This is a genomic window from Lacipirellula parvula (assembly GCF_009177095.1).
In the GTDB taxonomy this organism is placed as follows: domain Bacteria; phylum Planctomycetota; class Planctomycetia; order Pirellulales; family Lacipirellulaceae; genus Lacipirellula; species Lacipirellula parvula.
The window spans coordinates 2,203,855-2,226,619 of the sequence record NZ_AP021861.1 but is presented as its reverse complement, the minus strand read 5'-3'; the positions used below and the strand labels follow the sequence as shown (position 1 = coordinate 2,226,619).

General features: G+C 62.3%; 19 protein-coding genes. 7 read left to right on the top strand and 12 right to left on the bottom strand.

What is annotated here, in order from left to right:
* Positions 1–100 precede the first annotated feature (100 nt).
* Positions 101–1,033 carry a formyl transferase gene (locus tag PLANPX_RS08660; RefSeq protein WP_232536341.1) on the top strand — a complete coding sequence of 311 codons (933 nt, stop codon included), beginning with the start codon at positions 101–103 and terminating at the stop codon, positions 1,031–1,033.
* Between the two features lie 8 nt (positions 1,034–1,041).
* On the opposite strand, the gene PLANPX_RS08655 is transcribed toward PLANPX_RS08660, so the two are convergent.
* Positions 1,042–1,509 carry a GyrI-like domain-containing protein gene (locus PLANPX_RS08655; protein WP_152098347.1) on the bottom strand — a complete coding sequence of 156 codons (468 nt, stop codon included), beginning with the start codon at positions 1,507–1,509 and terminating at the stop codon, positions 1,042–1,044.
* A 27-nt stretch (positions 1,510–1,536) separates the two neighbouring features.
* Positions 1,537–2,034 (bottom strand): hypothetical protein, encoded by a 498-nt coding sequence (locus tag PLANPX_RS08650; RefSeq protein ID WP_152098346.1) that lies wholly within the window; start codon positions 2,032–2,034, stop codon positions 1,537–1,539.
* A gap of 93 nt (positions 2,035–2,127) precedes the next feature.
* On the opposite strand from PLANPX_RS08650, the gene cdd reads away from it, so the two are divergent.
* Complete coding sequence (cdd, locus tag PLANPX_RS08645) at positions 2,128–2,526, top strand: cytidine deaminase (RefSeq protein ID WP_152098345.1); 399 nt, start codon at positions 2,128–2,130, stop codon at positions 2,524–2,526.
* 547 nt (positions 2,527–3,073) lie between these two features.
* On the opposite strand, the gene hpt is transcribed toward cdd, so the two are convergent.
* The 8 genes from hpt to PLANPX_RS08605 all read right to left on the bottom strand — a co-directional run bounded on the left by hpt (position 3,074) and on the right by PLANPX_RS08605 (position 12,848).
* A complete protein-coding gene (hpt, locus tag PLANPX_RS08640; RefSeq protein WP_152098344.1) occupies positions 3,074–3,625 on the bottom strand; it encodes a hypoxanthine phosphoribosyltransferase in 552 nt (183 codons plus the stop codon).
* A 182-nt stretch (positions 3,626–3,807) separates the two neighbouring features.
* Complete coding sequence (locus PLANPX_RS08635) at positions 3,808–5,064, bottom strand: NupC/NupG family nucleoside CNT transporter (RefSeq protein ID WP_152098343.1); 1,257 nt, start codon at positions 5,062–5,064, stop codon at positions 3,808–3,810.
* A gap of 129 nt (positions 5,065–5,193) precedes the next feature.
* Entirely contained in the window at positions 5,194–5,898 is a 705-nt protein-coding gene (gene upp, locus PLANPX_RS08630; protein WP_152098342.1) for a uracil phosphoribosyltransferase, read from the bottom strand.
* A gap of 165 nt (positions 5,899–6,063) precedes the next feature.
* Positions 6,064–6,912: a hydrogen peroxide-dependent heme synthase gene (hemQ, locus tag PLANPX_RS08625; RefSeq protein WP_152098341.1), complete on the bottom strand. Its 849-nt coding sequence runs from the start codon at positions 6,910–6,912 to the stop codon at positions 6,064–6,066.
* 362 nt (positions 6,913–7,274) lie between these two features.
* A complete protein-coding gene (locus PLANPX_RS08620; RefSeq protein WP_152098340.1) occupies positions 7,275–7,754 on the bottom strand; it encodes a hypothetical protein in 480 nt (159 codons plus the stop codon).
* A gap of 22 nt (positions 7,755–7,776) precedes the next feature.
* Entirely contained in the window at positions 7,777–9,318 is a 1,542-nt protein-coding gene (locus PLANPX_RS08615) for a SpoVR family protein (RefSeq protein ID WP_172991940.1), read from the bottom strand.
* A gap of 102 nt (positions 9,319–9,420) precedes the next feature.
* Positions 9,421–10,524, bottom strand: a complete 1,104-nt coding sequence (locus PLANPX_RS08610; protein WP_152098339.1) for a DUF444 family protein — start codon at positions 10,522–10,524, stop codon at positions 9,421–9,423.
* 113 nt (positions 10,525–10,637) lie between these two features.
* A complete protein-coding gene (locus PLANPX_RS08605) occupies positions 10,638–12,848 on the bottom strand; it encodes a PrkA family serine protein kinase (protein ID WP_232536339.1) in 2,211 nt (736 codons plus the stop codon).
* An 830-nt stretch (positions 12,849–13,678) separates the two neighbouring features.
* On the opposite strand from PLANPX_RS08605, the gene PLANPX_RS08600 reads away from it, so the two are divergent.
* The gene (locus PLANPX_RS08600; RefSeq protein WP_152098338.1) at positions 13,679–15,211 is read left to right on the top strand and encodes a DUF6666 family protein; all 1,533 of its coding nucleotides are present in this window, start codon (positions 13,679–13,681) and stop codon (positions 15,209–15,211) included.
* 293 nt (positions 15,212–15,504) lie between these two features.
* Positions 15,505–15,771 carry a hypothetical protein gene (locus PLANPX_RS08595; protein WP_152098337.1) on the top strand — a complete coding sequence of 89 codons (267 nt, stop codon included), beginning with the start codon at positions 15,505–15,507 and terminating at the stop codon, positions 15,769–15,771.
* Between the two features lie 105 nt (positions 15,772–15,876).
* Here the strand turns inward: PLANPX_RS08595 and PLANPX_RS08590 are convergent, their stop codons facing one another.
* Positions 15,877–17,085, bottom strand: a complete 1,209-nt coding sequence (locus tag PLANPX_RS08590) for a PDZ domain-containing protein (RefSeq protein WP_152098336.1) — start codon at positions 17,083–17,085, stop codon at positions 15,877–15,879.
* A gap of 146 nt (positions 17,086–17,231) precedes the next feature.
* On the opposite strand from PLANPX_RS08590, the gene PLANPX_RS08585 reads away from it, so the two are divergent.
* The 3 genes from PLANPX_RS08585 (at position 17,232) to PLANPX_RS08575 (ending at position 20,960) form a co-directional block, all read left to right on the top strand.
* The gene (locus tag PLANPX_RS08585; RefSeq protein WP_152098335.1) at positions 17,232–18,362 is read left to right on the top strand and encodes a hypothetical protein; all 1,131 of its coding nucleotides are present in this window, start codon (positions 17,232–17,234) and stop codon (positions 18,360–18,362) included.
* A 110-nt stretch (positions 18,363–18,472) separates the two neighbouring features.
* Entirely contained in the window at positions 18,473–18,955 is a 483-nt protein-coding gene (locus tag PLANPX_RS08580) for a hypothetical protein (RefSeq protein ID WP_152098334.1), read from the top strand.
* 592 nt (positions 18,956–19,547) lie between these two features.
* The gene (locus PLANPX_RS08575) at positions 19,548–20,960 is read left to right on the top strand and encodes a trypsin-like peptidase domain-containing protein (protein WP_152098333.1); all 1,413 of its coding nucleotides are present in this window, start codon (positions 19,548–19,550) and stop codon (positions 20,958–20,960) included.
* A gap of 195 nt (positions 20,961–21,155) precedes the next feature.
* On the opposite strand, the gene PLANPX_RS08570 is transcribed toward PLANPX_RS08575, so the two are convergent.
* Positions 21,156–22,628 carry an aldehyde dehydrogenase family protein gene (locus PLANPX_RS08570; protein ID WP_152098332.1) on the bottom strand — a complete coding sequence of 491 codons (1,473 nt, stop codon included), beginning with the start codon at positions 22,626–22,628 and terminating at the stop codon, positions 21,156–21,158.
* Between the last annotated feature and the right edge of the window lie 137 nt (positions 22,629–22,765).

The window sequence follows — 22,765 nt, the reverse complement described above, 5'->3', positions numbered from 1 at the left end:
ACCTCCGTAGAGCCTTCCCCGCCAGGCCTCTCTCTCCCCCTAACTACTCTGAAGCTCTCCAGCCCCCTCTCCCGCCGGGCGGCATGCCGTCCCGCACAGCATGCCGCCCTCCCTTTTCTCGCCTCGTGAGACTCGCGTGAACATCGTCGCCCTCAGCACCTGCACGCCGACCAACGCCTACCTCCTCCGCTCCGTGGCCGAGCGCCACCCCATCAGCCACGTCTTCCGCGTCGCGTGGAGCGAACCAGCCGCCGCCCCCGCCTCGCGCTTCGCCAAATTCCGCAAGGCCCCCGTCAGGAGCGTCGTCGAACTCGCGCACCGCAAGTATCTCGAACGCGCCCACAACCGCCGCGAACGCGAAGCGATGGACTACCTCGCCCACCTCGACGAGACGGTCGGCGACATCCCCACGACGCCCATCGACATCCGTCAAATCAACTCGCGCCCGTTCGCCGCGGAACTCCGCCGCCTCAACCCCGACGTGCTGCTCGTCACCGCGGCGCCGATCTTAAAGCCCGAGATCTTCGAGATCCCACGCCTTGCCACCCTCAACGTCCACCGCGGCATCGCGCCCGCCTACCGCGGCGAGCGAACCCTCTTTTGGGCCCTCGCAAACAACGACGTCGACAACGTCGGCGTCACGCTCCACCGCATCGATCGCGGCATCGACACGGGCGCGGTGCTGAAGTACGGCTATCCGGCGCTCGCTCCAAGTGATACCGAAGCAACCATCACCGCCAAGTCGATGCGACTTGCAGCTGAAATGATTGCCGACGCTCTCGACGACGCCGAGCAATCCGGCCTCAAAGGCGCCGCGCAGCCGAGCGTTGGTCGGTGCTACCTCGCCCGCGAACAACGAATTTGGCAAGAAGCTCGCTATCAGTTCCTGCGGCTACTCGGGCGCCGACGAATCAAACCGCGCGAGCAACGCATCGTGACGCTCGCGCCAAACCGCGAGGCGTCGCAGCCATCTGCTGAGCAGCGAGCTAAACGCCACGCTTCTCGGGTTTCGCACGCGACCGCAAGCGTCTAATCACGCATCTAGCTCGCAGAGTCCGCTAGCAGGTAATAAACGTCTGTGCGAATCAGCGTCGGATCGGCATTCCACTCGTTCTGCCAGTGCCCGTAGATCTCCCAACTCGGTCCGGCCAACGGCCGTCCGTTCGCAGAGCACCACGCCTGAATCGCCTGATGCGCGCCGCCGAGTTGGTCGTAGGGCCCAACGTGCGTCGCTGCGGCCGTCATCCCTCGCGGCAATGTGGCTCCCACGACCTCGCCCGCTCCAGCGAACGGCTCAGCGACCTCTGCGCCGACGTCGAGGCGAATCGTATCGTCCCAATAGATCGCCACGTGCCGACCGACGCCGGCTACCTGCGCCGCCCGCAGTGTATTCCACACGACGCCGCAGGCCGCTTGAACAACGGCGCCAAGTTGCGGTCGCGTCGCCTGCCGATGGACGACGGCCACCGACGATCCCGTTGAAGCTTCCAATCGAACTTCGTGCTTCATCCGAAGCTCCTTGGGAAGTGCGCTGTCTTAGGTCTTGATCCCCGGTCGAATCGCACTACTCGCCAGATCCAGCTTCACCAAGTGCGCGAGTTGCGGCGAAGGCCGCGAATGGTCCGGCTTGACCACAATCGCTTTGACGTTCCGCACGATCTGGATCGGCGTGAACAACAACCCCCAGGGAAATCCCCACCAGCCCAGCACCGCCGAACTGCAGGTCGCGCCCACCTGAGCTTTCACGCCGCACGAACGGCAACAAACCTGCGGCTTGCTGTTCATCGACGTCATTACGAGCGCTGACCAGCAGGTGTGCGACATATGGACGTCAATCGGCCCGGGTCCGCCGCACTTCGGGCAGTCGCCTTGGTGGACTTCGTGAATGTAGCGGTCCAGCAATTCCTGCGGCACGGCGTTCGACAACAGTTGCACCTGACCGCGCTGCGCGCAATCATTGTTGCAGTAGCGGTAGCCGTCGCTTTTGACTCCGCCGAACACGATGAACGTCCCGCAACCGTCGCACTTCGCCATAGCTCGTCCCTGCTCTGCTGAAAGTCGCTGCCAATCGAGGCCGGCAAAATTGTACACCGGGGGCGGAACTGAACGAAATAGAGGAATCTATCGATGAATGAAACCCTGCGGAAATCGCTGGAATCGGCGGCGTTGGCGGTTCGCAGCCGAGCCTACGCCCCCTATTCCAAATTCCAAGTTGGCGCCGCGCTGCTCGCCGCCGACGGCCAAATCTTCGCGGGCTGCAACGTCGAAAACGCCTCCTACGGCCTGACGATTTGCGCCGAACGCGTCGCCATCGGCAGCGCCGTCGCCGCGGGGCACAAGCAAATCGTCGCCGTCGCCGTCGCCACCAGCGGCGGGCACTCTCCCTGCGGCGCCTGCCGACAAGTCCTCAGCGAATTCGGACCCGCAATGGAAGTGATCCTGATCGACGCCGACGATCCGATGCGCACGCGCACCACCACCCTCGCCGTGCTGCTGCCTGAGCAGTTCTCTTCCGGCGCGCTCTGATCGGTCGCCGTGACGCAAGCGTCTTGTCAAGCTGGCCAAATCTGCCAGCTGCGCGGCGACGGCCGCTTCGGCTACAACGAACCAAGCCGCTAGATCCGTGCGACTGCGGAGAAGCTATCTCCACGCGCATCCTAGCCCCAGGCTCCGCCTGGGGGTCGTCATCCATTGAGTCGGGCGTCGCCCAATACCAATCACACGACGACGCCAACCCAATTCTGTCGCGACAGAATGCAAACGCGACCAAAGACTTATGCATCGATCAAACAATGCAACTACAGAGCACCCCACGAGTTCGTTCAATAGCCGATCGCACAACTCGCGCATCGGGTGAATTTTGTCGCCAAAAAACGCGTTTCGCGACAAAATTCAACCGCCGCCGCGCCTCGTTCCCACGCTCCGCGTGGGAACGCACTCCCCGCCGCTCCCGCGGCGCGAGACCAACAATACGAGCAGCCGTAAAGAATGACGCAGAGCGTCAAAAAAACGTTCCCACGCGGAGCGAGGGAACGAGGGAACGAGAGACTGCACGAGAAAGAATCAGAAAGACTTACAGCGCCTGACTGTGCATCGACCGATGCCGCTCAAGATCTTCCGGCTCGAGCGCCGCCAGGTACGGCAGGTTGCGGTACATGTCCTCGTAATCGAGGCCGTACCCAACGACAAATTCGTCCGGAATGTTGAACGCGGTGAAGTCAGGCTCGTAGTCGGCTTCCTGCCGCCCTTGCTTCCGCAGCAGCACGGCCGAGCTGACGCTGGCCGGCTTAAAGTCTTGCAGCTTCGCCACCACTTTTTGGAGGGTGTGCCCAGTGTCAAAAATGTCGTCGACCAACAGCACGTCGCGGCCGGCGATGTCGAGCATCAGCTCGCTGTTGATCACCAGATCGCCGCGGGTCGTCGTCGCGCCGCGGTAGCTGCTCGCCTGAATGACGCCGACCCGCATCGGCTGGTCGATGTGGCGGATGAGGTCGGCCACCAACACGACGCTGCCCGTGAGGATGCCGACGATCGTGAGCTGCCGCCCCTCGAAGGCCCGCTCGATCTCGCTCGCCATCCGGGCGACGCCATCGTGAAGTTCCTCTTTGCTGAGCAGCGTTTTCATGGGAGAGAGAGTCCTTTCGGCGGTCAGAGAAGCAACCGCGGATGACGCGGATTTCACAGATGGAGGAAGTCAGGAATGCGTTCGTGCAGGACGGACTGCAAAATCTTCGAAGCGGCAAAATTGAAGAGCGTTGAATTTAGCCGATCCGTGCAATCAGCGTAATCCGCGGTCGACCAATTTCACTACAGCAGCATGCCCGCGATGCACGCCGTCATGAAATTCGCCAGCGCCCCGCCAAGCATCGCCCGCAGGCCGAGCTTCGCGAGATCCCGCTGCCGCTCGGGCGCCATGCCGCCGATGCCGCCGATTTGGATGCCGATCGAGCTGAAATTCGCAAACCCGCACAGGGCGTACGTCATGATCACCTGCGTTCGCGGGCTGAGGTCAATCTCCCCGCCCGGCTTGATCCACTCGCTGAACATGCCGTACGCGACAAACTCGTTCGAAGCCATTTTGATGCCGAGCAACTGCCCCGCGGCGGAACAATCTTGCGTCTCGATTCCCATCACCCAAGCGATCGGCCAAAAGATTCGCGCAAAGATCGCCGAGAGCGACCACTCGAAGGTGAACCCCGTTTCAAGCCAGCCGAACCACTCGCCCACATCGTAAACCTGATGTCCGACCCAACCGAGCAACCCGTCGCAGAGCGCGAGCAGCGCGAGAAAGGAGATCAGCATCGCGCCGACGTTGAGCGCCAGCTTCAATCCCTCCAGCGTCCCCATCGACACGGCTTCGACGAGATTGCCGCCCGAGTCGCCCATTTCGAGCTCGACCTTCTCGACCGGTTCAGGCGTTTCGGTTTCCGGGATCATGACCTTCGCGATGAGCAAGCTCGCCGGCGCCGAGAGCACGCTGGCGGTCAGCAGGTGACCCGCGTCGATGCCCATGCCCTTGTAGGCGATGAGCACGCCGCCTGCGGTGGAGCCAAAGCCGGGAACCATGATCGCCATCAGCTCCGATTTCGTCATCTTGTTGACATACGGCCGCACGACGAGCGGGGCTTCCGTTTGCCCAAGAAAAATGTTGGCCGCCGCCGCGAGGCTTTCCGGCCCCGTGGTGCCGAGCGTTCGCTGCACCACCCAGCCAAGGCCGCGGACAATCCACTGCATCACGCCGACGTAGTAGAGCGCCTGCATCAATGCCGCGAAGAAAATGATCGACGGCAGCACGCGAAAGGCGAAGTAATGGTCCTTGAAGTTCTGACCGAACACAAAACTCGAGCCGGCGTCGACGCAATCCATCAGCGCGTTGAACACGCCGTCGACGCCGTCAAAGAACGCTTCGCCGGCGGTCGTCTTGAGAATCAAGAGCGCGAAGACCAGCTGCAGCAACATGCCGCCAATGACGACCCGCCACGGAAACCGCGTCTTGTGCGAGCTCATCAGCCACGCGAGCCCGACCATCACAAACAAACCGAGAAAACTGATCACGCGTTCCATGAGGCGGCCGTGGCCCTTCGCTTGAGTATTCGACGGAGAACGAGAAGCCGCCCGAATGAGCGACGCTCTAAAACGTCGACCCGCGACGCGCCGCCTCCAGCGTCGTCATCGGGCCGAGCGAGACGAGGTTTATTCGTGCGGTTCGATGGTGTTGAAAATCCGATCGCCGGCGTCGCCGAGCCCCGGCACGATGAACTTGTGCGAGTTCAGCTCCGGGTCGATCTGGCAGACGTAAATCTGCGCTTCGGGGAATTGCGACGCCACCGCGTCGACTCCTTGTTGGGCGGCGATGAGCGACAGCACTTTCACCTGCGGCACGCCCCACTCGCGGAGCGTCATCAGCGCTGCAGCCGCCGAGCCGCCGGTGGCGAGCATCGGGTCGAGAATCATCGCCACGTCGACCGGCCGCTTGGCGGGAAGCTTGTCGTAGTAGCTCACTGGCTGAGCCGTCGCTTCGTCGCGGTAGAGACCGAGGTGCCACACCTCGGCCATCGGCAGCAGGTCGAGCACCGGGTCGACCATCCCCAGTCCAGCCCGCAGAATCGGGACGATGCCAATGCGGCCCTTGATCTGCACGCCGTCTGTTTCGCACAGCGGCGTCGTCACCTGAAGAGGCTGCGTCAGCAAATCTTGCGTCGCTTCGTACGCCATCAGCGCCGCCAATCGGCGGACGAGGCTGCGGAACTCGCTGGGACGCGTCGTCTCCCGCCGCATGCGGGTGACGTGATGTTCGACCAGCGGGTGCTTCACCCAGTGAACGCCGCCGCGATGCGACGGAGCGCCGCCAGACGGAGTTGCTTCGCCGGTCGCGCCGGACACGATGGCGCCTGCCATGAGAGTGGACCCTCGCCCTGCCAATTGAAATGGAAACCTGCGCCGCCGCGGGCCCATTCTAATGTGCTAGCAAGGCAATTGAAAGAATCGGAAACGGCGACCCGCGAGAAAGAAAGGGCAAGCGGACGTTTCAGACTCGGCGATCGGCAGAGTTTGACGCATTCGTCATTTCCCTATCAGGCAATGATCCAGCATCGCCTCCGCCGTCGAGACGTAGCTCGCGTAGAACGGCCCGAACTCGGCGTAGCGGGCGCTCGCTTCGTCAAACCGCATATGGTAGACGATGTCCTTCAGGTACTCGGGATTGGTCGCCCACAGCGTAACGCCCCACTCCCAGTCTTCGAGGCCGAGGCCGACAGTGATCAGCTGCGAGACTTTGCCCGCGTAGGCCATGCCGCTCTTGGCATGCTCGCTCATCATCGCGTTGCGGTCTTCCTTCGGCAGCAGGAACCAGTTCTCGCCCACCTTCCGCTTCTTGTTCATCGGGTAGAAGCAGGTGTTGGTGTACGCCGGGAAGTTCGGCGTCAGCCGTTGGTGGTTCATGTGAACCAGCCGGTCGGCGTACGCCTTCAGCTTCGTCTCATACACTGGGCTGCCCGCCGTCTCGCCTTCGGCGACCAGTCGCGCGCCGTATTGCTCGGCGGTCATCACGTACTCGCTGATCTCGGTCATCGAGACGAACGAGTAGCCGGGGACGATCGCCGGACCAAGCGGGCCGGCCATCAGCTGCTGGTGAACCGAATCGACCACGAGCGGATCGGGGTCCATCACCATCAGCCCGAAGTCGGCCTTGGCGCCGCTGACGATCGAGGTCTGCACGCGAAGCGGCTGCCCCTCACGGGCAGGATCGAGCGTGGAGATCAGTGCGGCCCGGCCCGCGGCGACCTGCTGCGGCGGCATGTCGGCCAGCCGATCCCGATTCCACGTGTAGTAGAAGTGGCTGCAGTGCCATCCACCGTCGATCGGCGGACGGGTAGATTCGATGGGCTGCGTCGAAGCGGTAGGACGATGCATGGCGAGAGATGCGGTGGTGGAATAGCCGTCGAAGGAGTTCAAAGTCAATTCGCATGGTACCAGAATCGCCCTCGGAGGTTTAGGGATGGAACGGGAACGTCACAATGTGCCGAATACAAAAAAATGAACCGCCAAGGACGCCAAGTGCGCCAAGGAATACAGACGGATTCACCACGACGACACGGCGTACACGACTAGAAAAGATGAAAAGCCAAGATCGAATGAGGGCTGAGCAAAACACTTCCTCTCTCATTGCTGTGATCTCGACTTTCGTCATTCAATTCTTTCCCTTCGTCGTGTCCGTTGTGCCGTCGTGGTTCATTCTTCGTCTTTCCCTTGGCGTACTTGGCGTCCTTGGCGGTTCAAATTGAATCCACGGTGCTGGAGAAATCGTCGACAAGCCGGCCGATTACTTCGTGGGTCAGCGCGGCGGGAACGCGGAGGCGGGGTTGCCCCGGCTGTTTTTCGAAGCGGCAGAGTGCGATCGAACCGCCGCGGCGAAGGAGCAGTTCATAGTAGCGGCTCGCGTTGTCGTCGCGTTGCGGCGGGTTGCTCCGCATCTGGACGCTGCAGCCTTGCGAGTCGGTTTCGATCGGAGCGATCGGTTCGAGCAGGTAGTTCACGCGTTGGGCGAGCGACTGGCTCGCCGTTTGAAGCTGAGCGACGCTCGCGCCGGCGAGTTCGGCGGTTTCGAGCGTCAGCTCGTCGATCGTCGCCGCGAACGGCTCGCACTGGATCGCTCGGCAGTGAATCGTTCGAGTGCCAGCCGTGATGGAGAAAGATTGCGAACCCTGCCCGATGGCGTTCCTAAGTTCAGCGAGCAGTTGGGAGGAAAGACTCATGCGACTCTACAGTGGATGCGACTCAAGTGATGGCTTCGAGACCCGGAATGTCGACCGAGTCCCCCTTCTCGATTTCGTGGTTCTTGCCGTCGAACGACAGGACGGCGCGGGCGTTTTCAAGCACGGTTTCAATGTGGACCGGTCGGTTCCATAAACGCTCCAGATTGCGGAGCGTATCCACGGCGAAGTCGGTTTGCAGTTCGACGCCGCTAAAATCGTGCCGAAGGTAGAGCTCCCCCCGGTTGCGATAGTTACCGTCGACGACGCTGATGATCGGACGGCCGCGATTGGTAAGGCTTTGCAGCAATTGTTGCTTCACCTTCGGGAACTCGCGGCTTTCGATTTCGTACGCTTCGCTGCCTGGGTTGTAGCCAAACCTGAATAGTTTGTGGTCACGGACGAAGTCGAGCGTGAGGAACTCGTCGATAAACGTGAGGTCGTTGTGAATCCGCCGCACTTCGAAGATCTTCTGCCGACCAAGCCCCGCGCCGGTGTTCCAACGGCGACGCTGTTGGACGTCTTCGCATTCGTCGTAGTCGCGACCGAAGGCGCCTCGGTTCCAGCGATCTTCGATATCACGGAAGAGCTCGATGCCGACCTTGTAGGGATTGAGTTGCGTCGGCGAACTCGCCAGCGTGCCGCTGTGGTGGTCGGCGTAGTTGACAATGTCGACGGCCGTCACCGCCTTGTTGATCATGATCGTCGAGTGCCAGTAGCTGGCCCACCCTTCGTTCATGATCTTCGTCTGCGCCTGCGGGGCGAAGTAGTACGACTCGTCGCGGACGATCGACAGCACGTCGGCCTGCCACGATGTGAGCGGCGCATGCTCCAGGATAAACAGCAATACGTCGCGTTCCGGCTGTTCGGGAATGCGGCGGGCGACGCCCTTTTCGGCGGCTTCGAGTTGCTTGCTGAGCAGCACCTCGCGAGGATTCACGAACGAATCCATGTACCCCTTCGCCTGGAACCGCGGCGAGCGGCTTTCTTCTTCCTGCTTCTCACGATCTCCGAAGCGGTAGTTGTCCTTCTTCTCACGCCGTTGAATGAATGGCGAGCAGATGTCGATGAGGTCTTCGACGCTCAGGCACGCATCGATGAAATCCTCGACCGGCTCGACGCCGACCTGATCCATGTAGCGACGAATCCGCGTGCCGTGGTTCGCCATGTCGTCCATCATCTTGCGATTGGTCTGGGAGAACCAATCGTTGCACTTGAAGAAATCGCAGTGGCCGTAGACGTGGGCCATCACAAGCTTCTGATCGAGCGCCGCGTTCGAGCGCATCAGGTAGGCGTAGCACGGATTGTTGTTGATCACCATCTCGTAGATCTTCTGCAATCCGTAGTGGTACCCCTTCGACAGCTGTTCGTACTCCATCCCGAACCGCCAGTGGGGGTAGCGGGTGGGAAACCCGCCCCGCGCCGCGATCGCATTGAGCTGGTCGGCGTCGATCAGTTCGAAGATCGTCGGATAGAAGTCGAGCCCATAGCGGCGCGCATGCTCCTCAATCTCCACCTGCATGGCGGCGAGTTCAGGCGTCAAGTTGCTAGTGGGGCCCATCGACATGATTCATTCAACTTTAAAACGACTCACCACGACGGCACAACGGACACGACGAAATGCCACGTACTTGATTACGTCGTGTCCGTTGTGCCGTCGTGGTTCAAATCATTTCCCTTTACCCAAGAACTTTCGAATCGACTCATAGATCGCGTCTTTGTCCGCGATCTCCGACAGCACGAGCTTTTCGTGGTCGCTGTATTGTTTTTCGAGGGCGTCGATAAAGTCGCCGCTGCCGTACGGGCTTTCGACTTGGCCGTAACAAAACAGGTTCGAAGCGGGGAGCAGCTTCTCGCCGAGCAGTTCGAACGCCTTGCGATTGTCGTCCCCCCAGTTGTCGCCGTCGGAGAATTGGAAGCAGTAGATGTTCCAATCGGCGACGGGGAACTCACGCTCGATCAGATCGGCCGCCACTTTGTAGGCGGAGCTGATCCGCGTGCCGCCGCTCTCGCGGGTATGATAGAAGGTGTTCTCGTCGACTTCTTTGGCCACGGCGTCGTGAATGATGTATCGCTTTTCGACGCCCTTGTATTGCTTGCCGAGCCAGGCATCGATCCAGAACGCCTCAGTGCGAACGATCTCCTTCTGTTCGTCGGTCATCGAGCCGGAGACGTCCATCATGTACACCACCGCGGCGTTCACCTGCGGCTGCGGGACTTCGTTCCAGGAGCGGTACTGCTTGTCGGCTTTCACCGGGATCACGCGAGGATCGCCAATCTCGTAACTTCCGGTGGAGATCTGCCGCTTGAGCGCCCGCAAGTAAGTCCGCCGCACATGGCGGAGCGACTCGGGGCCGGTTTGGCGGATGCTGTTGTACTTGGTCTTCTCCGCTTCGATGCTCGCGGCGCCCTTCGGTTTGATGCGCGGGAGCTCGAGTTCGTTCCCCAGCATCTCAGCCAACTCGTCGAGCGAAACCTCGACTTCGAGGTAGTGCCCGCCGCCCGGATCGCTGCCGGCGCCCCCTGCCCCGTCGGGCCCCTGCCCTGGCTTGCCGAGGGCGTCGCCGACTTCCCCGTCCCCTTGCCCGACGCCGCCGGAGCCGTTCTTGCCGAACTTGAACCGCGGAACGTCGAGCTGTGGGACCGGAATGCTGACGAGATCGCGACCCTTGCGGCCGATCATCTCGCCGTGAGTGATGTACTTGCGCAGATTGTCGCGGATCCGGCCGCGAACGATCTGCTTAAATCGGCGTTGGTCGCGTTCGATGTCCATGCGTGGGGAAGCGGTCAGCGATCAGCTTTCAGCAGTCAGCCAGAAGGGAATGGGGATCCGAGGGGGCTCTCCTCCTTTGGCTGACAGCTGATCGCTGACAGCTGACCGCTCTCTTACTTCTCCTTCGCATCGCCGCGGGCGAAGATGCTCGCGACGTAGTTCAGCACGTCGGTGGCGCTTTCGTCGTCGTAGCCGAGGTCGCGGATCAGACGGCCCTTCACGACGTCGATCTTCTGCTGCGTTTCCGCGTCGACGACATTCGAGACGAGACTCGTGAGCTTGATCGAATCCTTCTGATCTTCGAACAGCTTCAGTTCGAGCGCTTTGTTTAGTCGCTCGTTCGTCCTGTAGTCGAACTTCTTGCCGTCAATCGACAGGGCGCCGATGTAGTTCATGATCTCCCGGCGGAAGTCATCCTTGCGGCTCTCCGGGATGTCGATCTTGTCTTCGATCGACCGCATCAGGCGTTCATCCGGTTCTTCGTACTGCCCGGTGAAGGCGTTGCGGACCTTCTCGCGCTGGGTGTACGCCTTGATGTTGTCGATGTAGTTGCCGCAGAGCCGCGACAGGGCCGCTTCGTCGGCGGCGATCGCGCGTTGAACTTCGTTTTTCACGATGTTCGTATATTCTTCCTTCACCACGCCGAGGAGTTCGCGAAACTGGTGTTTCGTCTCCTCGTGCGTGATGAGGCTGTGATGCTTGAGCCCGGCCTCCAGTTCATTGAGCACCATGAACGGGTTGATGGACCGGGCCTCTGGATGGGCGACAAGCGCGTTGGAGAGCTTGTCCTGCACATACCGCGGCGAGATGCCGATGAGGCCCTCGCTAACGGCCTGATCTCGCAGCTCGGCGATGTTCTCCTCGGTGAACCCGGGGAGCGACTTGCCGTTGTAGAGCTTCAGCTTTTGCAGCCGCGACAGGCCGGCGTGCTTTGGCTCCTCGAGCCGCGTGAGGATCGCCCACATCGCCGCCATTTCGATCGTGTGCGGCGCGATGTGCTTGTTGGGCACCGTGCGCGGGTTGTAGTCCTTCTCGTAAATCTTGATTTCGTTCGCCAGCGTCGTGACGTACGGAATGTCGATCTTCACCGTCCGGTCGCGAAGGGCCTCCATGAACTCGTTGTTCTGTAGCCGGCGGTACTCCGGTTCGTTCGTGTGACCGATGATCACTTCGTCGATGTCGGTCTGCGCGAACTTCTTCGGCTTGATGCGATGTTCCTGGCTGGCGCCGAGCAGGTCATAGAGGAATGCCACGTCGAGCTTCAGCACCTCGACGAACTCGATGATACCGCGGTTGGCGATATTGAATTCGCCGTCGAAATTAAAGGCCCGCGGGTCGCTATCGCTGCCGTAGACGGCGATTTTGCGGTAGTTGATGTCCCCGGTCAGCTCAGTGGCATCCTGATTCTTTTCGTCCTTCGGCTGGAAGGTGCCGATGCCGATGCGGTCTTTCTCGCTAAGAATCAACCGCTTGATACGAACGTCTTGCACGACGCGCGTCCAGTCGCCGTCGTACTTCTTCAGCCGATGCTGGTACATGAAGCGGCAGAAGGGATCGAGCTCGCCGCGGATGCGCACTTTGAGGTCATCTTCGCCACGGCCCACATTGAGTTTGGCTGCCACGTCGTCGCGGAAACGCTCTGGAATGAGGTGGAGCGGCTCCTCGTTCATCGGGCACCAGTGAACCTCCTCCGGATCTTCCTCATCGACCCAGCCGAGCGTGTAGAGGGCGCCGGCGTCGGTGGCGGAGTAGCGTTCGAGGCCCTGCTTCAGGAGGCGGACAATCGTGCTTTTGCTGCTGCCGACGGGGCCGTGAAGCAGCAGGACGCGCTTCTCGATGCCGTACTCGTGGGCGGCGCTCTTCAGCGCGTTGACCAGATCGTGCAACGGTCCTGTGAGGCCGTAGACGGCGTCGTGGCCGTTGTGGTCGGGGTCGTCGAAGAAGCGGTAGTGGTAGACCTTCTCGCGATTGCGGTCGAGCACCTCGACGCCGTACGACAAAATCATGTCGTAGAGCCGTTGGTACGCGGTCCGCGTCACCTCGGGGTGCTCGCGAACGATGTCGAGATACTCCTCGAAGGTTCCGACCCAATTCTTGCGGCGGAACTGATCGCGATCCTGTCGCTCAGAAACGAGCGAAATAATTTCGCTGCCTTTGGTCATTGCCATGCTCCCTGCCGACGGCGACGACTCGATCGTCAAATGGCGGGCGTGTGCGAGTCGTGCTGGCGGCGCGATGTCCTGGAACGTTGTGTAGACCCAGATGATGTAATTAAGGACGCAGCCCGATGGCTGCGGGTGATGCGGGCGCGGGGAAGTTTTCAATGAGTTCCGGGAAGAACTCTCGCGGCAGGGGATGCCGTCTGAACGATCGCCCAAGATCTCGACCCTCGGACAACGTTCTGCTCTCGCAGCAATGCGCGCACGCGAATTCGCTTTCAGTCGCAAACGGAAATGGCGTCGCCAGAGTGGCTAACGCTCGTGCCAGGGATGCCTGCGCTGCACGCTACTAGAGCGGAAGTTGGCAAAGAGCAGCGGACCTTCGTCGCCGGCGCCATACTAGGGCGTCGACAAACTAGCGGGAAAAACCCGCAGGTCGAATCGCTCCAAAGAACTCTTCTCTCTCATTAAGTATCAGCACAAAAGTTCAGCATGGCAACATCGATGTGACGGAATCCGCCGGCGTCTTGCCGCAGGAGCGCGTTGCGCCACGCGTTCGCGACCCCCGCACCGTTGTAAATGCCGCACTGTTGACGGTTTCCAACGATGGGCACGGTCTCTCCGCGCGCTGCAGGAACTCGCGCCGCATGTTGAATCACTAGAAGTAGACACTCCAATTTCCCCATAATTTGGCGAGATTGCAGCGACCGGCGAAGCTGCCAAAACGAGGCAAATCAGCTGCCACCGAGCGCCCAGCTCGTTGCTAGCGATCTCGCCGGCAATCTTGAGAACTTTTTCCGATTGTGATGACTTTGCCGAAAGTTAGGACGGAGGCCGGCCGATATCACTCTTACGCGTTGATTCCCGGGGGGGCTCCCGAGACGCGGTCTACCTTTTCACCGGCAAATTTCGCCTCGCCGCGAAGCTGGGAAGGTTGGGCCGAGTCGAGAACCAAGGCGGCGGCGGCTTCGGCCGACCCCCGCGGGATTCGATTCATGAAATTCCCCCGCTTGAGCTACAACCGAGTCGCCCGGGTCCTGCTCTTCACCGCTCCCCTGTGGATGTCGCCCATCACCGGCGCGGCCCATGGAGTGGAATTCCGCAAGCCAGGCAGTTCATCTGCCCCGGCTGTGAATAGCTCGCTCCAGTTCCGCAGCGCCTCGGCGCCTGCTGAAAGCGAAGCCCCACCGGCACCGGCCAAAGCCAAAGCAGCGCCGGCACCCGCCGCTCCTGTCACTGCGCCGACCGTTCAGCAGGTTGCCAAGCCGCTCGCCAGCGCTGCCCGCCCGTTGCCGGCGCCAGCCGTCGCGCAAGCTCCGGCCAGAATCACCGCTCGTCCGGCGTTCACGCAACCAGAATCGAACGGCGTTGAAACCGCGGCCTACACCACGGTCGACCGTTCGCGGATGCGGAACTTCGCAGCGCTCGATTACGACGAATCACTGCTTGGCCCGCCGATCCATCACCAACGCGAGTCATTCACCGCTCCGGCCGGCTATTGCGCCGACTGCAACAGCGATCCGGGCTGCGGCCTGCAAGAAGCCACCTGCGGTTGCGGCGAAGCCAACTGCGGCATCTGCGAACCAGGGTGCGGCGCCGTTGAACCTGGCTGCGGCACGATCGAAGCCAACTGCGGCGCGATCGAAGCCGGTTGCGGACTTGAGCCCGGCTGCGGCATGCAAGAGTGCGTTGACTGCGGCAGCGGCGTGAATCGCGGCTCCGACTACTGGTGCTTCCCGGTTTGCTTGCCCCGCTTCCGCGACCTGTCGGTGTGGGCCGGCGTTCATGGTTTCAAAGGCCCGCGCGATTCGCCGCTGTTCGGCGGGTCGGGCGACGGTAACTTTGGCTTCCAGGAAGGCATCAACATCGGCGGTAAGGCCCCGCTCATCGGCCTGCTGTTCCCTGAACTCAGCTACCAACTCGGCTACCAAGCCGTGCAAAGCCATCTCTCCGGCACTACCGGCGGCGTCACCGACGATCGGGCTCAGGACTTCGTGACCATTGGTTTCTTCCGTCGCGTGCCGGCTGGTTTGCAATTCGGCGCCGCGTGGGACTACATGGCCGACGACTGGCTCGTGGACGCGAACTTCCAACAGATCCGGTACGAGATTAGCTTGAAGACGCAACGTGGTCGTGAGTTTGGCTTCCTTGGCTCAACCCACACGAATTCCAGCACGATCGGCGAAGTAAATTTCCAGGCAGTCGATCAGTATCGCTTCTTCTTCCGCAACAACTTTAAAGCGGGCGATATGCGGTTCTGGGTCGGCTTCTCGAACGACAGCGAAACGATCTTCGGCGGCGACTTCTACGTGCCGTTCAGCGATCGTTGGTCGCTACAAACTGGGTTCAATTACCTGATTCCGAGCGGCGACGCCGGCCTTATCGGCGCCACGGAAGAAGCCTGGAATATCGGCATGAACCTCGTCTGGCACTTCGGCGGAGCCGCGCAGAACACGCGGAACAACCCGCACCGACCGATGTTCAACATCGCTGACAATGGTTCGATGTTCATCGACCAGTCGCCGTAAACCGAGCGAATCCCCCCACTCGGGGAATGCGGTCGACCGTGTTCCCCGAGTGGGGGCTTGAGCTGACGCTGCCGACTTTGGAAACCGTGCGTAGAATGCGAAACCCGTTGCAAGGCAAACCGCTCTCTGGCCGACGCTGCCAAGCACGCCAGTAGCCGGACCGCCACGCGGTCCAGGTTGAAGCGGCGAGCGAGTGAGCAATTCGCCCGGAGGGCGTGGCCATCTGGCTAGTGGTTCTCGCCGCGGGATCAAGCTCGCAAGTTTCCGTTATTTAATGCCGTCGCGCCGCAGCCATGCAACAGATCAAATCATCCTGGGAGGACCGCGCTAACCACCGCCGGGTCGACTACTCGGCCCGCTACACGCGGCATCGCTCTGGCGTTGAAATAACGGTGCTCACGCCGACGCAGGTGACGTTTCTTTGCCCCACGTCGCGAGCCGAGTTGCGGACCGTTGGCGTTTGGACGACGCGCGGGCGTGATCTGTTGGTGGAGCAACTCCACTCAAGCGGCCACCTCCGCGAGCTTGAGCTGCGGATTGAAACGGGCCTCGCCGTTTGAGCCCAATATTATTCGAACATAAAAGCCACCGACTCTGCCGGTGGTCGGAGCAAGTTGCGGCTAGTTAGCAATTCGTCCACCGGCAGAGCCGTGGCTTCGATCTGCTTACTTCGGCAGCGGATCGCTGGGAGAAGTCGGCGTCGGCCGGTCATCGAACGGCACGCGCTGCAAAGGAGTAATCCGCGGCACAGGCCCGAACAATCCTTGCTCGCTCGGCGGGGCGTCGGGAAGAGCTCGTCCCGCGCCCGCCTTATCTCCCCAGCGGTCGAAAGTCACTTTCGTTTCGCGCTCTTCACCGGCCCGCGTGAACTTGATCGTCACCGTGTCGCCTGGCATCCGGTCGGAGATCGCGGCCGTTAGTTCCTCGAACGTGGCGATCGGCTTGCCTTCGAACGCGGTGATCTTGTCGCCGATGATCAGGCCTGCCTTGGCCGCCGGGCTGTCGGCAACGATTTCCTGAGCGTCGAGTCCGCGGATTCCCAACCGAGCCCCGCCTTTGCGAATGTCAATCAACGTCGCGGGGAGCTTCTCGCGCGACTTGTCGACGAGTTCGGGCGTAAACTTCTGTCCAAAGAACTCCATCCGCTTCACGTTGGCGAGCTTTTCCAACTCCGGCAGCGCTTCGTCGCCAAGCGGCGCCCCGTGAACGCTGAGGGTCGTCGCGTTGCGAATCAGCGCGATATGCTTAAGCCCCTCGGCTCCTCCCTTCCAGTCTTTGTTGAGCGTGATCTGCAGCGGGGTGCCGTAAGCGCCCATCATCGCGAAGGTGCGATCCATTTCGACGAAGCCGCCCAGCTCTTTGATCGCCGCGATGGCCGCCGCCTCGCGCAGGTCGGCCAGCCGCCGCTGCGCTTCGGCCGCTTCGACAGGGCGTTGCGCAAGCGTCGCAAGTTTCTCGAGTGCGGGGATCGCTAGCGTTTGATCCGCCGAATCGGCCCAAGCCCACAGAATGTGGGCGGCCCGCGTCGAAGTTTCCAGGCCGCCCTTCGCCGCCGCTTGGGCGGTGGGTTCGAGCGCGGGGGCTCCGATCGCAATCAGAGTACGTTGCGCCGCTTGCCGCGCGGCGTACTGATCTCCTTCGAGTTGCTTGATCGCCGCGGCAACTTCAGGGGGCGCCTCCGGTGCGGCAGCGGGTTCGGGCTCAGCAGGACTCTCGCCTTGCTTCGCGATTTCAGCCTGAACGTCGGGAGCCTGCGCAACGGCCAGCGGCGCTGCGAATAAACTGGCGACCAAACCGCCGGCGAGGAGCCAGGCCCGCCGCAGGGATCGCAGCGCGGATCGGAGTTGGAATCCCTTCATGTGGTCGTCGTCCATTGCCGGTAGCGAACGCACAAGTGCGAACGTAAGTCTTGAGTTGGCTCGCCCCGGCGAACCGCGCGGCGAACAAGGTATTGTAGCACGGAGCGAACTTCTACCACCCCTAGTTGTTGCGGTGCAGGCGGTAGATTAGGCTGCCCAGCATGAAAATTGCCCTGCTCGGCGCCGACGCACAAAGCCTGCCCCTGCTGGCGGCGGCGCTTGCCGCCGGGCATGAATGGGCCTGGGGCGGCGACCTAAGTCTTGCCGCAGGGCATGATTTTTCTTGGCCCGCAACTGAGGACCAAGCGGAGCAGTGGGAAGACCTGCTTGTCGACGAAACGGCCGACGCGATCATCGTCGGCCGCGGCGCCGCCGGCGATTCACTCCGCACGCGGCAAGTGCAGGAACTCGCTCGGCTCGGCCGGCCCATGTTGACGACGTTTCCCCTCTTCCTATCGGTACTGACGTACTTCGAAGTCGACATGTCGCGGACCGAAGGGGGCGGCATCCTGCATTACTACAATCCGCTGCGGGAGTCTTCAGCGCTCGCGGACGCCGATCGCTGGGTCGTCGATGGTCACCCGCGTTTCGGCAAAGTGGAGCAAATTGCCGCCACGCGATCGATGGTTGAGCGGACCCGCGAACAGGTCCTCGATCGCTTCGCCGGCGACGTCGATCTGTTGTCGTCCGTCGGCGGCAAGCTCAATCGCATTGGTGCACACGCCTCCAGCGGCGCCGAAGCCGACTATTCCGCGTTGAGCGTCCAGCTACTGGGGTCGACGCAACTCCCCGTGCGATGGAGCGTCGAACCGCCGGGCGAAGCCGAAGGACTGGCACTCCATTTCATTTGCGAGCGCGGCCGTGAATCGTTTTGGTTCGATGCCAACGGCCTTGTCGCCGAGCCGGCGAGCGGCCCCGCCAGCCGCGCCGTCAATCGCTTTGCCGACGCCATCGCTGCAGCCGCGGTCGACGGAACCTGGCGGCATGCATTGCGTGCGATGGAACTGACCGACTCGATCGAAATCAGCCTCCGGCGCGGCCGCATGATCGACGTTCACGACCAGCAGCTCACCGAGCAGCTGGCCTTCAAGGGAACGATGGCAGCCCTCGGCTGCGGTCTGCTGCTGCTCCTGGCGCCTGGGCTGCTGGCGGTCGGTTGGTTGGCGGGTGCCGTCGGAATCCCGCTCGCGGGCTACTGGCCGCATCTGCTGCTGGCAATCCTGGCGATTTTCTTGGGAATCCAATTCCTGCCGAAGCTGCTCTACAAGTCGCCGCCTAGCAGCGACGGGTAATTGAAATGCCCGTGCCTGCGACTGCTGGCGCAAAGTTTGCCGATTGTGCGGAAGTTCCCGCCCCCTCGCGGCCGATCATGAGAAGGAGGAACCGGGGGGGATCTCGCGCTATGTCGTCGTTCCACTTTTCGATGCACCGCTTGCTAGCGTGCCTGCTGCTAATGGCGGTGAGCGGCTGCGCGGTTGCACGGAATAGCAACTGTAACTGCGGCGAATGCAACGGCTGCCCGCCGATTCGGATGGCTGCGGCCGCCTATCATGGCGAACTCGCGGACGACGTCATCTGCTGCTCGCGCTGCTTCGGCGAGGGCTGCTCCGTTTGCGATCGCATGGTGCGTCCCGTCACGTGCGGACCTGAATGTACGCAATGCCGCACCTGCCCGATCTTGCCGTTCGGCATCGGCGACAAGTTCCACGAAAAACCGACGCCCGGCCCGCCGCCGGCAACGTTCCGCCCGCCGATGCCGCCGAAGTTTCTACCCGTGCCGACGCAAGACGTCCTCTCGCCCGCACGGCCCGACGCGCCGGAGCCGCAACGCGGCAACGTCGACATGGGCTGGCGTCCGCAGATGACGGTGTCGGGGCACGATTAGCACGAGCGACGCTCACGAACTGAAGCCATCATTTGCACGCGGCCCGCAGTCTTACTGAGGGCCGCGTGTTTTTGTTTTGTGAAGGAAGCGGAGCGTTCAGTAGAGGGGGCTCAGCCCCCGAAGGGGGCGGCATGTTGTAGCCAGGGGCGTAAGCCCCTGGTTAGGCGTGATGCAATTATGGCGGAGCCCCGCGAGGGGCGGCATTGCTCCCGATGTGCGCGACGATCTCTGCCGCCCCTTCGGGGCTAGAAGTCATGTAAATGATTCGTTACCAGGGGCTCGCGCCCCTGGATACAACACTCGGCCCCTCCGGGGCCAATACCATTAGCGGTGTATCTCGCTGGCCGATCCATCGCCTGCCTGAAAGAGAGAACATCATGGCCAAGCAGCAACGCTGTCGTACCATGCGACAACCCGCTAGCGGCCGTGACAAACTAGGCGGAGTGTACCGGTCCCGGTTGTGCCGTTTAAGCGTGTCGTAGGGGTACGCCGATCATCGAGGTGTCAACCGGCTCTGCCGGATACTCGTTCCGCGTCTACCGACCGCTGCCCCAGACGGCGCCGGCAGACACTCCACATTGGACGACCCGCGATGCCCATCCTGCGCTTGCTCTCTCGCCGCGCTTCCCGTCCCGTCCTATGGCCTCTCGCCTTGGCCGTGAGCATCGGTACGCTGCCGCCGCAGTATACGCTGGCGTCGCCCGCCGATCGCATGACGCCGGTAGTTGCTGCCGTTCGCAATGCGGCGCCGGCGGTAGTGAACATTCAGGGACAGAAGTCGGTCACTGACCCGCTGGTAGCCGGCCGCACCACTCCCGCCTCGCGCGAAGTCAACGGCATGGGCACGGGCGTGGTGATCGACTCGCGCGGCTACATCCTTACCAACTTTCACGTCGTCGATGGCGTGCGGCAAATCAACGTGACGCTCGACGGCGGGCAAGCCTACGTCGCTCAGTTGGTCGCGAACGACCGCGAAACGGACCTCGCCGTCATCCGCATCAAGACGCCCCAGCCGCTGCCGACCATCCACATCGGTACCTCGCAAGACCTGATGACCGGCGAAACGGTCATCGCCCTGGGCAACGCCTACGGCTACGAACACACGGTCACCTCCGGCATCATCAGCGCTCTGCACCGCAACGTGCAGGTGAACGAGACTCAGCAATATCTCGACCTGATCCAAACCGACGCCAGCATCAACCCCGGCAATTCGGGCGGTCCGCTGATGAACCTCGACGGCGATATGATCGGCCTGAACGTCGCCGTTCGCGCCGGGGCCCAAGGAATCGGCTTCGCGATTCCGATCGACAAGGCCCTCGACGTCGCGACGCGGTTGATTAAGGTCGAGAAGCTGGAATCGTACTGGCACGGCATCACTCCGCTGGCGGCTGATGGCCCGACCGGCCCGGTGACGATCGCCCGCATCGAACGCGACAGCCCCGCCGAAATCAGCGGCCTGGCGCGGGGCGACCGCTTGGAACAGATTGGCACCACTCAGATTGATCGCCCGCTTGACGTGGAGCGCGCCCTGCTTGGCCGCCGCGCTGGCGAACGGGTGCCGGTCCTCGTGCAACGCGATGGCCAACAGGTCGCCCTCGATATGGTCGTCGCCGCCAAACCAGGCCCTGGCCGCAGCCGCGTCGCCGAGTCGAACTCGCAACTCGGTCCCTTCCAGCAAGCCACTTGGGATGCTTTCGGCCTGACGCTGGAGCCGGTCTCGAAGAGCACGCTAACCGATCGCGGCCTGCCGCTCGACGGCGGCATGCGGGTCGTCTCGGTGAAGCCCGGCAGCTCGGCCGCTACGCAAGGCGTTGTCGCCGGCGATATCCTCGTGCAGATCCACCGCTGGTACACCACGAGCGAAGAAGACGTGCAGTTCATCCTGAACCGTGCGGATGCGGTGGCGAAGTTGGGCCCGGTGCGGTTCGACATCGTCCGCGGCGGCGAGCGGTTCTTTGGGCAGCTGGCTCTGAGCACCAGCGGCGGCGAGACAACTCGCCGATAGCTCGCTGCTGATAACCAACTTGATTCAACAAAAAACGGGGCCTTGCTGAGTGATCAGCAAGGCCCCGCTTCGTTTACATTCTAGCCCCGGGCTCCGCCCGGGGGTCTATATCCACTCCGTTTGGCAACGTTGCGCGATGTGGTAGCCCACCCCCGGGCGGAGCCCGGGGCTGAAGCGCGACCGCGAACGGCCGCGCTAGCTCAGCGCCACGGTGACCGTCTTCGTTTCGGTGTACGCCTGCAAGCCGGCTTCGCCGAGTTCGCGGCCGAGACCGCTTTCTTTGAACCCGCCGAACGGCGCGCCGGCGTCGAAGACGTCGTAGCAGTTGATCCACACCGTGCCGGCCCGCAAGCGAGCGGCGAGACGGTGGGCCTTGCCGATGTCACGGCTCCAAACTGCAGCGGCGAGGCCGAAGTTGCCAGCGTTGGCTCGCCGGGCGATCTCGTCGACGTCGCTGAACTTCAGCACGCTCAGCACCGGGCCGAAGATCTCGTCAGTCGCAATCCGCATGTCGTCGGTCACGCCGGCAAACAACGTCGGCTCGATGTAGAAGCCTTCGTCGCCGTGACGCTTGCCGCCGCTGATGAGCTTGGCGCCATCTTGCTTGCCGTACTCGACGTACTTCAAGATCTTGTCGAACTGCGCCTTATCGATCTGCGGGCCTTGCTCGGTCTCAGGATCGAAAGGATCGCCCAGCTTGCGCTCGTGATTCTTCGCCTTCAAGCGATCAACGAATTCGTCGTGGATGCGGTCTTCGACGAACAACCGGCTGCCGGCACAGCAGCACTGGCCTTGGTTGAAGTAGAGGCCGAAGTGGGCGCCGTCGACCGCGGCGTCGATATCGGCGTCGGCGAAGACGACGTTCGGGCTCTTGCCGCCGAGTTCAAACGTGACGCGCTTCATCGTTTCGAGCGCTTCGCGTTGGATGATCTTCGCCGTCGTTCCTTCGCCGGTGAAGGCGATCTTGTCGACGCCGGGGTGCTTCACGAGCGCGGCGCCAGCCGTGGGACCGTAACCGGGGACGACGTTGATCACGCCGTCCGGAATGCCCGCCTTCTGGGCGAGGCGAGCCATCCGCAAGCAGCTGAGCGGCGTTTGCTCGGCCGGCTTCATGACAATCGTGCAGCCCGCCGCCAACGCAGGGCCCCACTTCCAGGCCGTCATTAGCGCGGGGAAATTCCACGGAATGATCTGCCCGACGACCCCCACCGGCTCGCGACGGGTGTAGGTGAAATAGTCGCCACGGACGGGGATCGTGGCGCCTTGGATCTTGTCGGCCCAGCCGGCGTAGTAGCGAATGCAGTCGATGACCAACGGGATGTCGGCGCCGCGGGCGTCGCGGATCGGCTTGCCGTTGTCGAGCGTTTCGATCGCCGCGAGTTCGTCGGCTTCTTCCTCAAGCAAGTCGGCGAACTTATTCATCAGGATGCCGCGATCGCGGGCGTCCATCTTCGACCACTCGCCGCCGTCGAACTGGACGCGGGCTGCCTTCACGGCCGCGTCGATGTCGGCCTTATCGCCTTCGGCGACTTCGGCGATCACTTCTTCAGTCGCGGGATGCACCGTCTCGAAGGTCTTACCGCTCTTCGCGGGAACCCATTCGCCGCCGATGAAGCACTGCGTCTGACGAACTTGCGGACGGGCGAACTTTTCAGTCACCGTGGCCATAGACGTGATTCTCCTGCCTGGACCTGTGAGCGGGGCGAAAGCTGGCGTCGGCTCGACGCCGATTCCAAGCCGCTCGCTTGGTGAAAAGAGCGAAGCGCGTGCGGCATGTTCGCATTGTATCACTTCGCCGGGTGTTG

Coding starts and splice junctions, on each gene's coding strand:
- PLANPX_RS08600 (WP_152098338.1), top strand. CDS start 13,679: ATGAAATTCCCCCGCTTGAGCTACAACCGAGTCGCCCGGGTCCTGCTC.
- PLANPX_RS08575 (WP_152098333.1), top strand. CDS start 19,548: ATGCCCATCCTGCGCTTGCTCTCTCGCCGCGCTTCCCGTCCCGTCCTA.
- PLANPX_RS08595 (WP_152098337.1), top strand. CDS start 15,505: ATGCAACAGATCAAATCATCCTGGGAGGACCGCGCTAACCACCGCCGG.
- PLANPX_RS08655 (WP_152098347.1), bottom strand. CDS start 1,509: ATGAAGCACGAAGTTCGATTGGAAGCTTCAACGGGATCGTCGGTGGCC.
- PLANPX_RS08590 (WP_152098336.1), bottom strand. CDS start 17,085: ATGGACGACGACCACATGAAGGGATTCCAACTCCGATCCGCGCTGCGA.
- PLANPX_RS08610 (WP_152098339.1), bottom strand. CDS start 10,524: ATGGACATCGAACGCGACCAACGCCGATTTAAGCAGATCGTTCGCGGC.
- PLANPX_RS08650 (WP_152098346.1), bottom strand. CDS start 2,034: ATGGCGAAGTGCGACGGTTGCGGGACGTTCATCGTGTTCGGCGGAGTC.
- PLANPX_RS08620 (WP_152098340.1), bottom strand. CDS start 7,754: ATGAGTCTTTCCTCCCAACTGCTCGCTGAACTTAGGAACGCCATCGGG.
- PLANPX_RS08585 (WP_152098335.1), top strand. CDS start 17,232: ATGAAAATTGCCCTGCTCGGCGCCGACGCACAAAGCCTGCCCCTGCTG.
- hpt (WP_152098344.1), bottom strand. CDS start 3,625: ATGAAAACGCTGCTCAGCAAAGAGGAACTTCACGATGGCGTCGCCCGG.
- PLANPX_RS08570 (WP_152098332.1), bottom strand. CDS start 22,628: ATGGCCACGGTGACTGAAAAGTTCGCCCGTCCGCAAGTTCGTCAGACG.
- cdd (WP_152098345.1), top strand. CDS start 2,128: ATGAATGAAACCCTGCGGAAATCGCTGGAATCGGCGGCGTTGGCGGTT.
- hemQ (WP_152098341.1), bottom strand. CDS start 6,912: ATGCATCGTCCTACCGCTTCGACGCAGCCCATCGAATCTACCCGTCCG.
- PLANPX_RS08635 (WP_152098343.1), bottom strand. CDS start 5,064: ATGGAACGCGTGATCAGTTTTCTCGGTTTGTTTGTGATGGTCGGGCTC.
- PLANPX_RS08615 (WP_172991940.1), bottom strand. CDS start 9,318: ATGTCGATGGGCCCCACTAGCAACTTGACGCCTGAACTCGCCGCCATG.
- PLANPX_RS08660 (WP_232536341.1), top strand. CDS start 101: ATGCCGCCCTCCCTTTTCTCGCCTCGTGAGACTCGCGTGAACATCGTC.
- PLANPX_RS08580 (WP_152098334.1), top strand. CDS start 18,473: ATGTCGTCGTTCCACTTTTCGATGCACCGCTTGCTAGCGTGCCTGCTG.
- upp (WP_152098342.1), bottom strand. CDS start 5,898: ATGGCAGGCGCCATCGTGTCCGGCGCGACCGGCGAAGCAACTCCGTCT.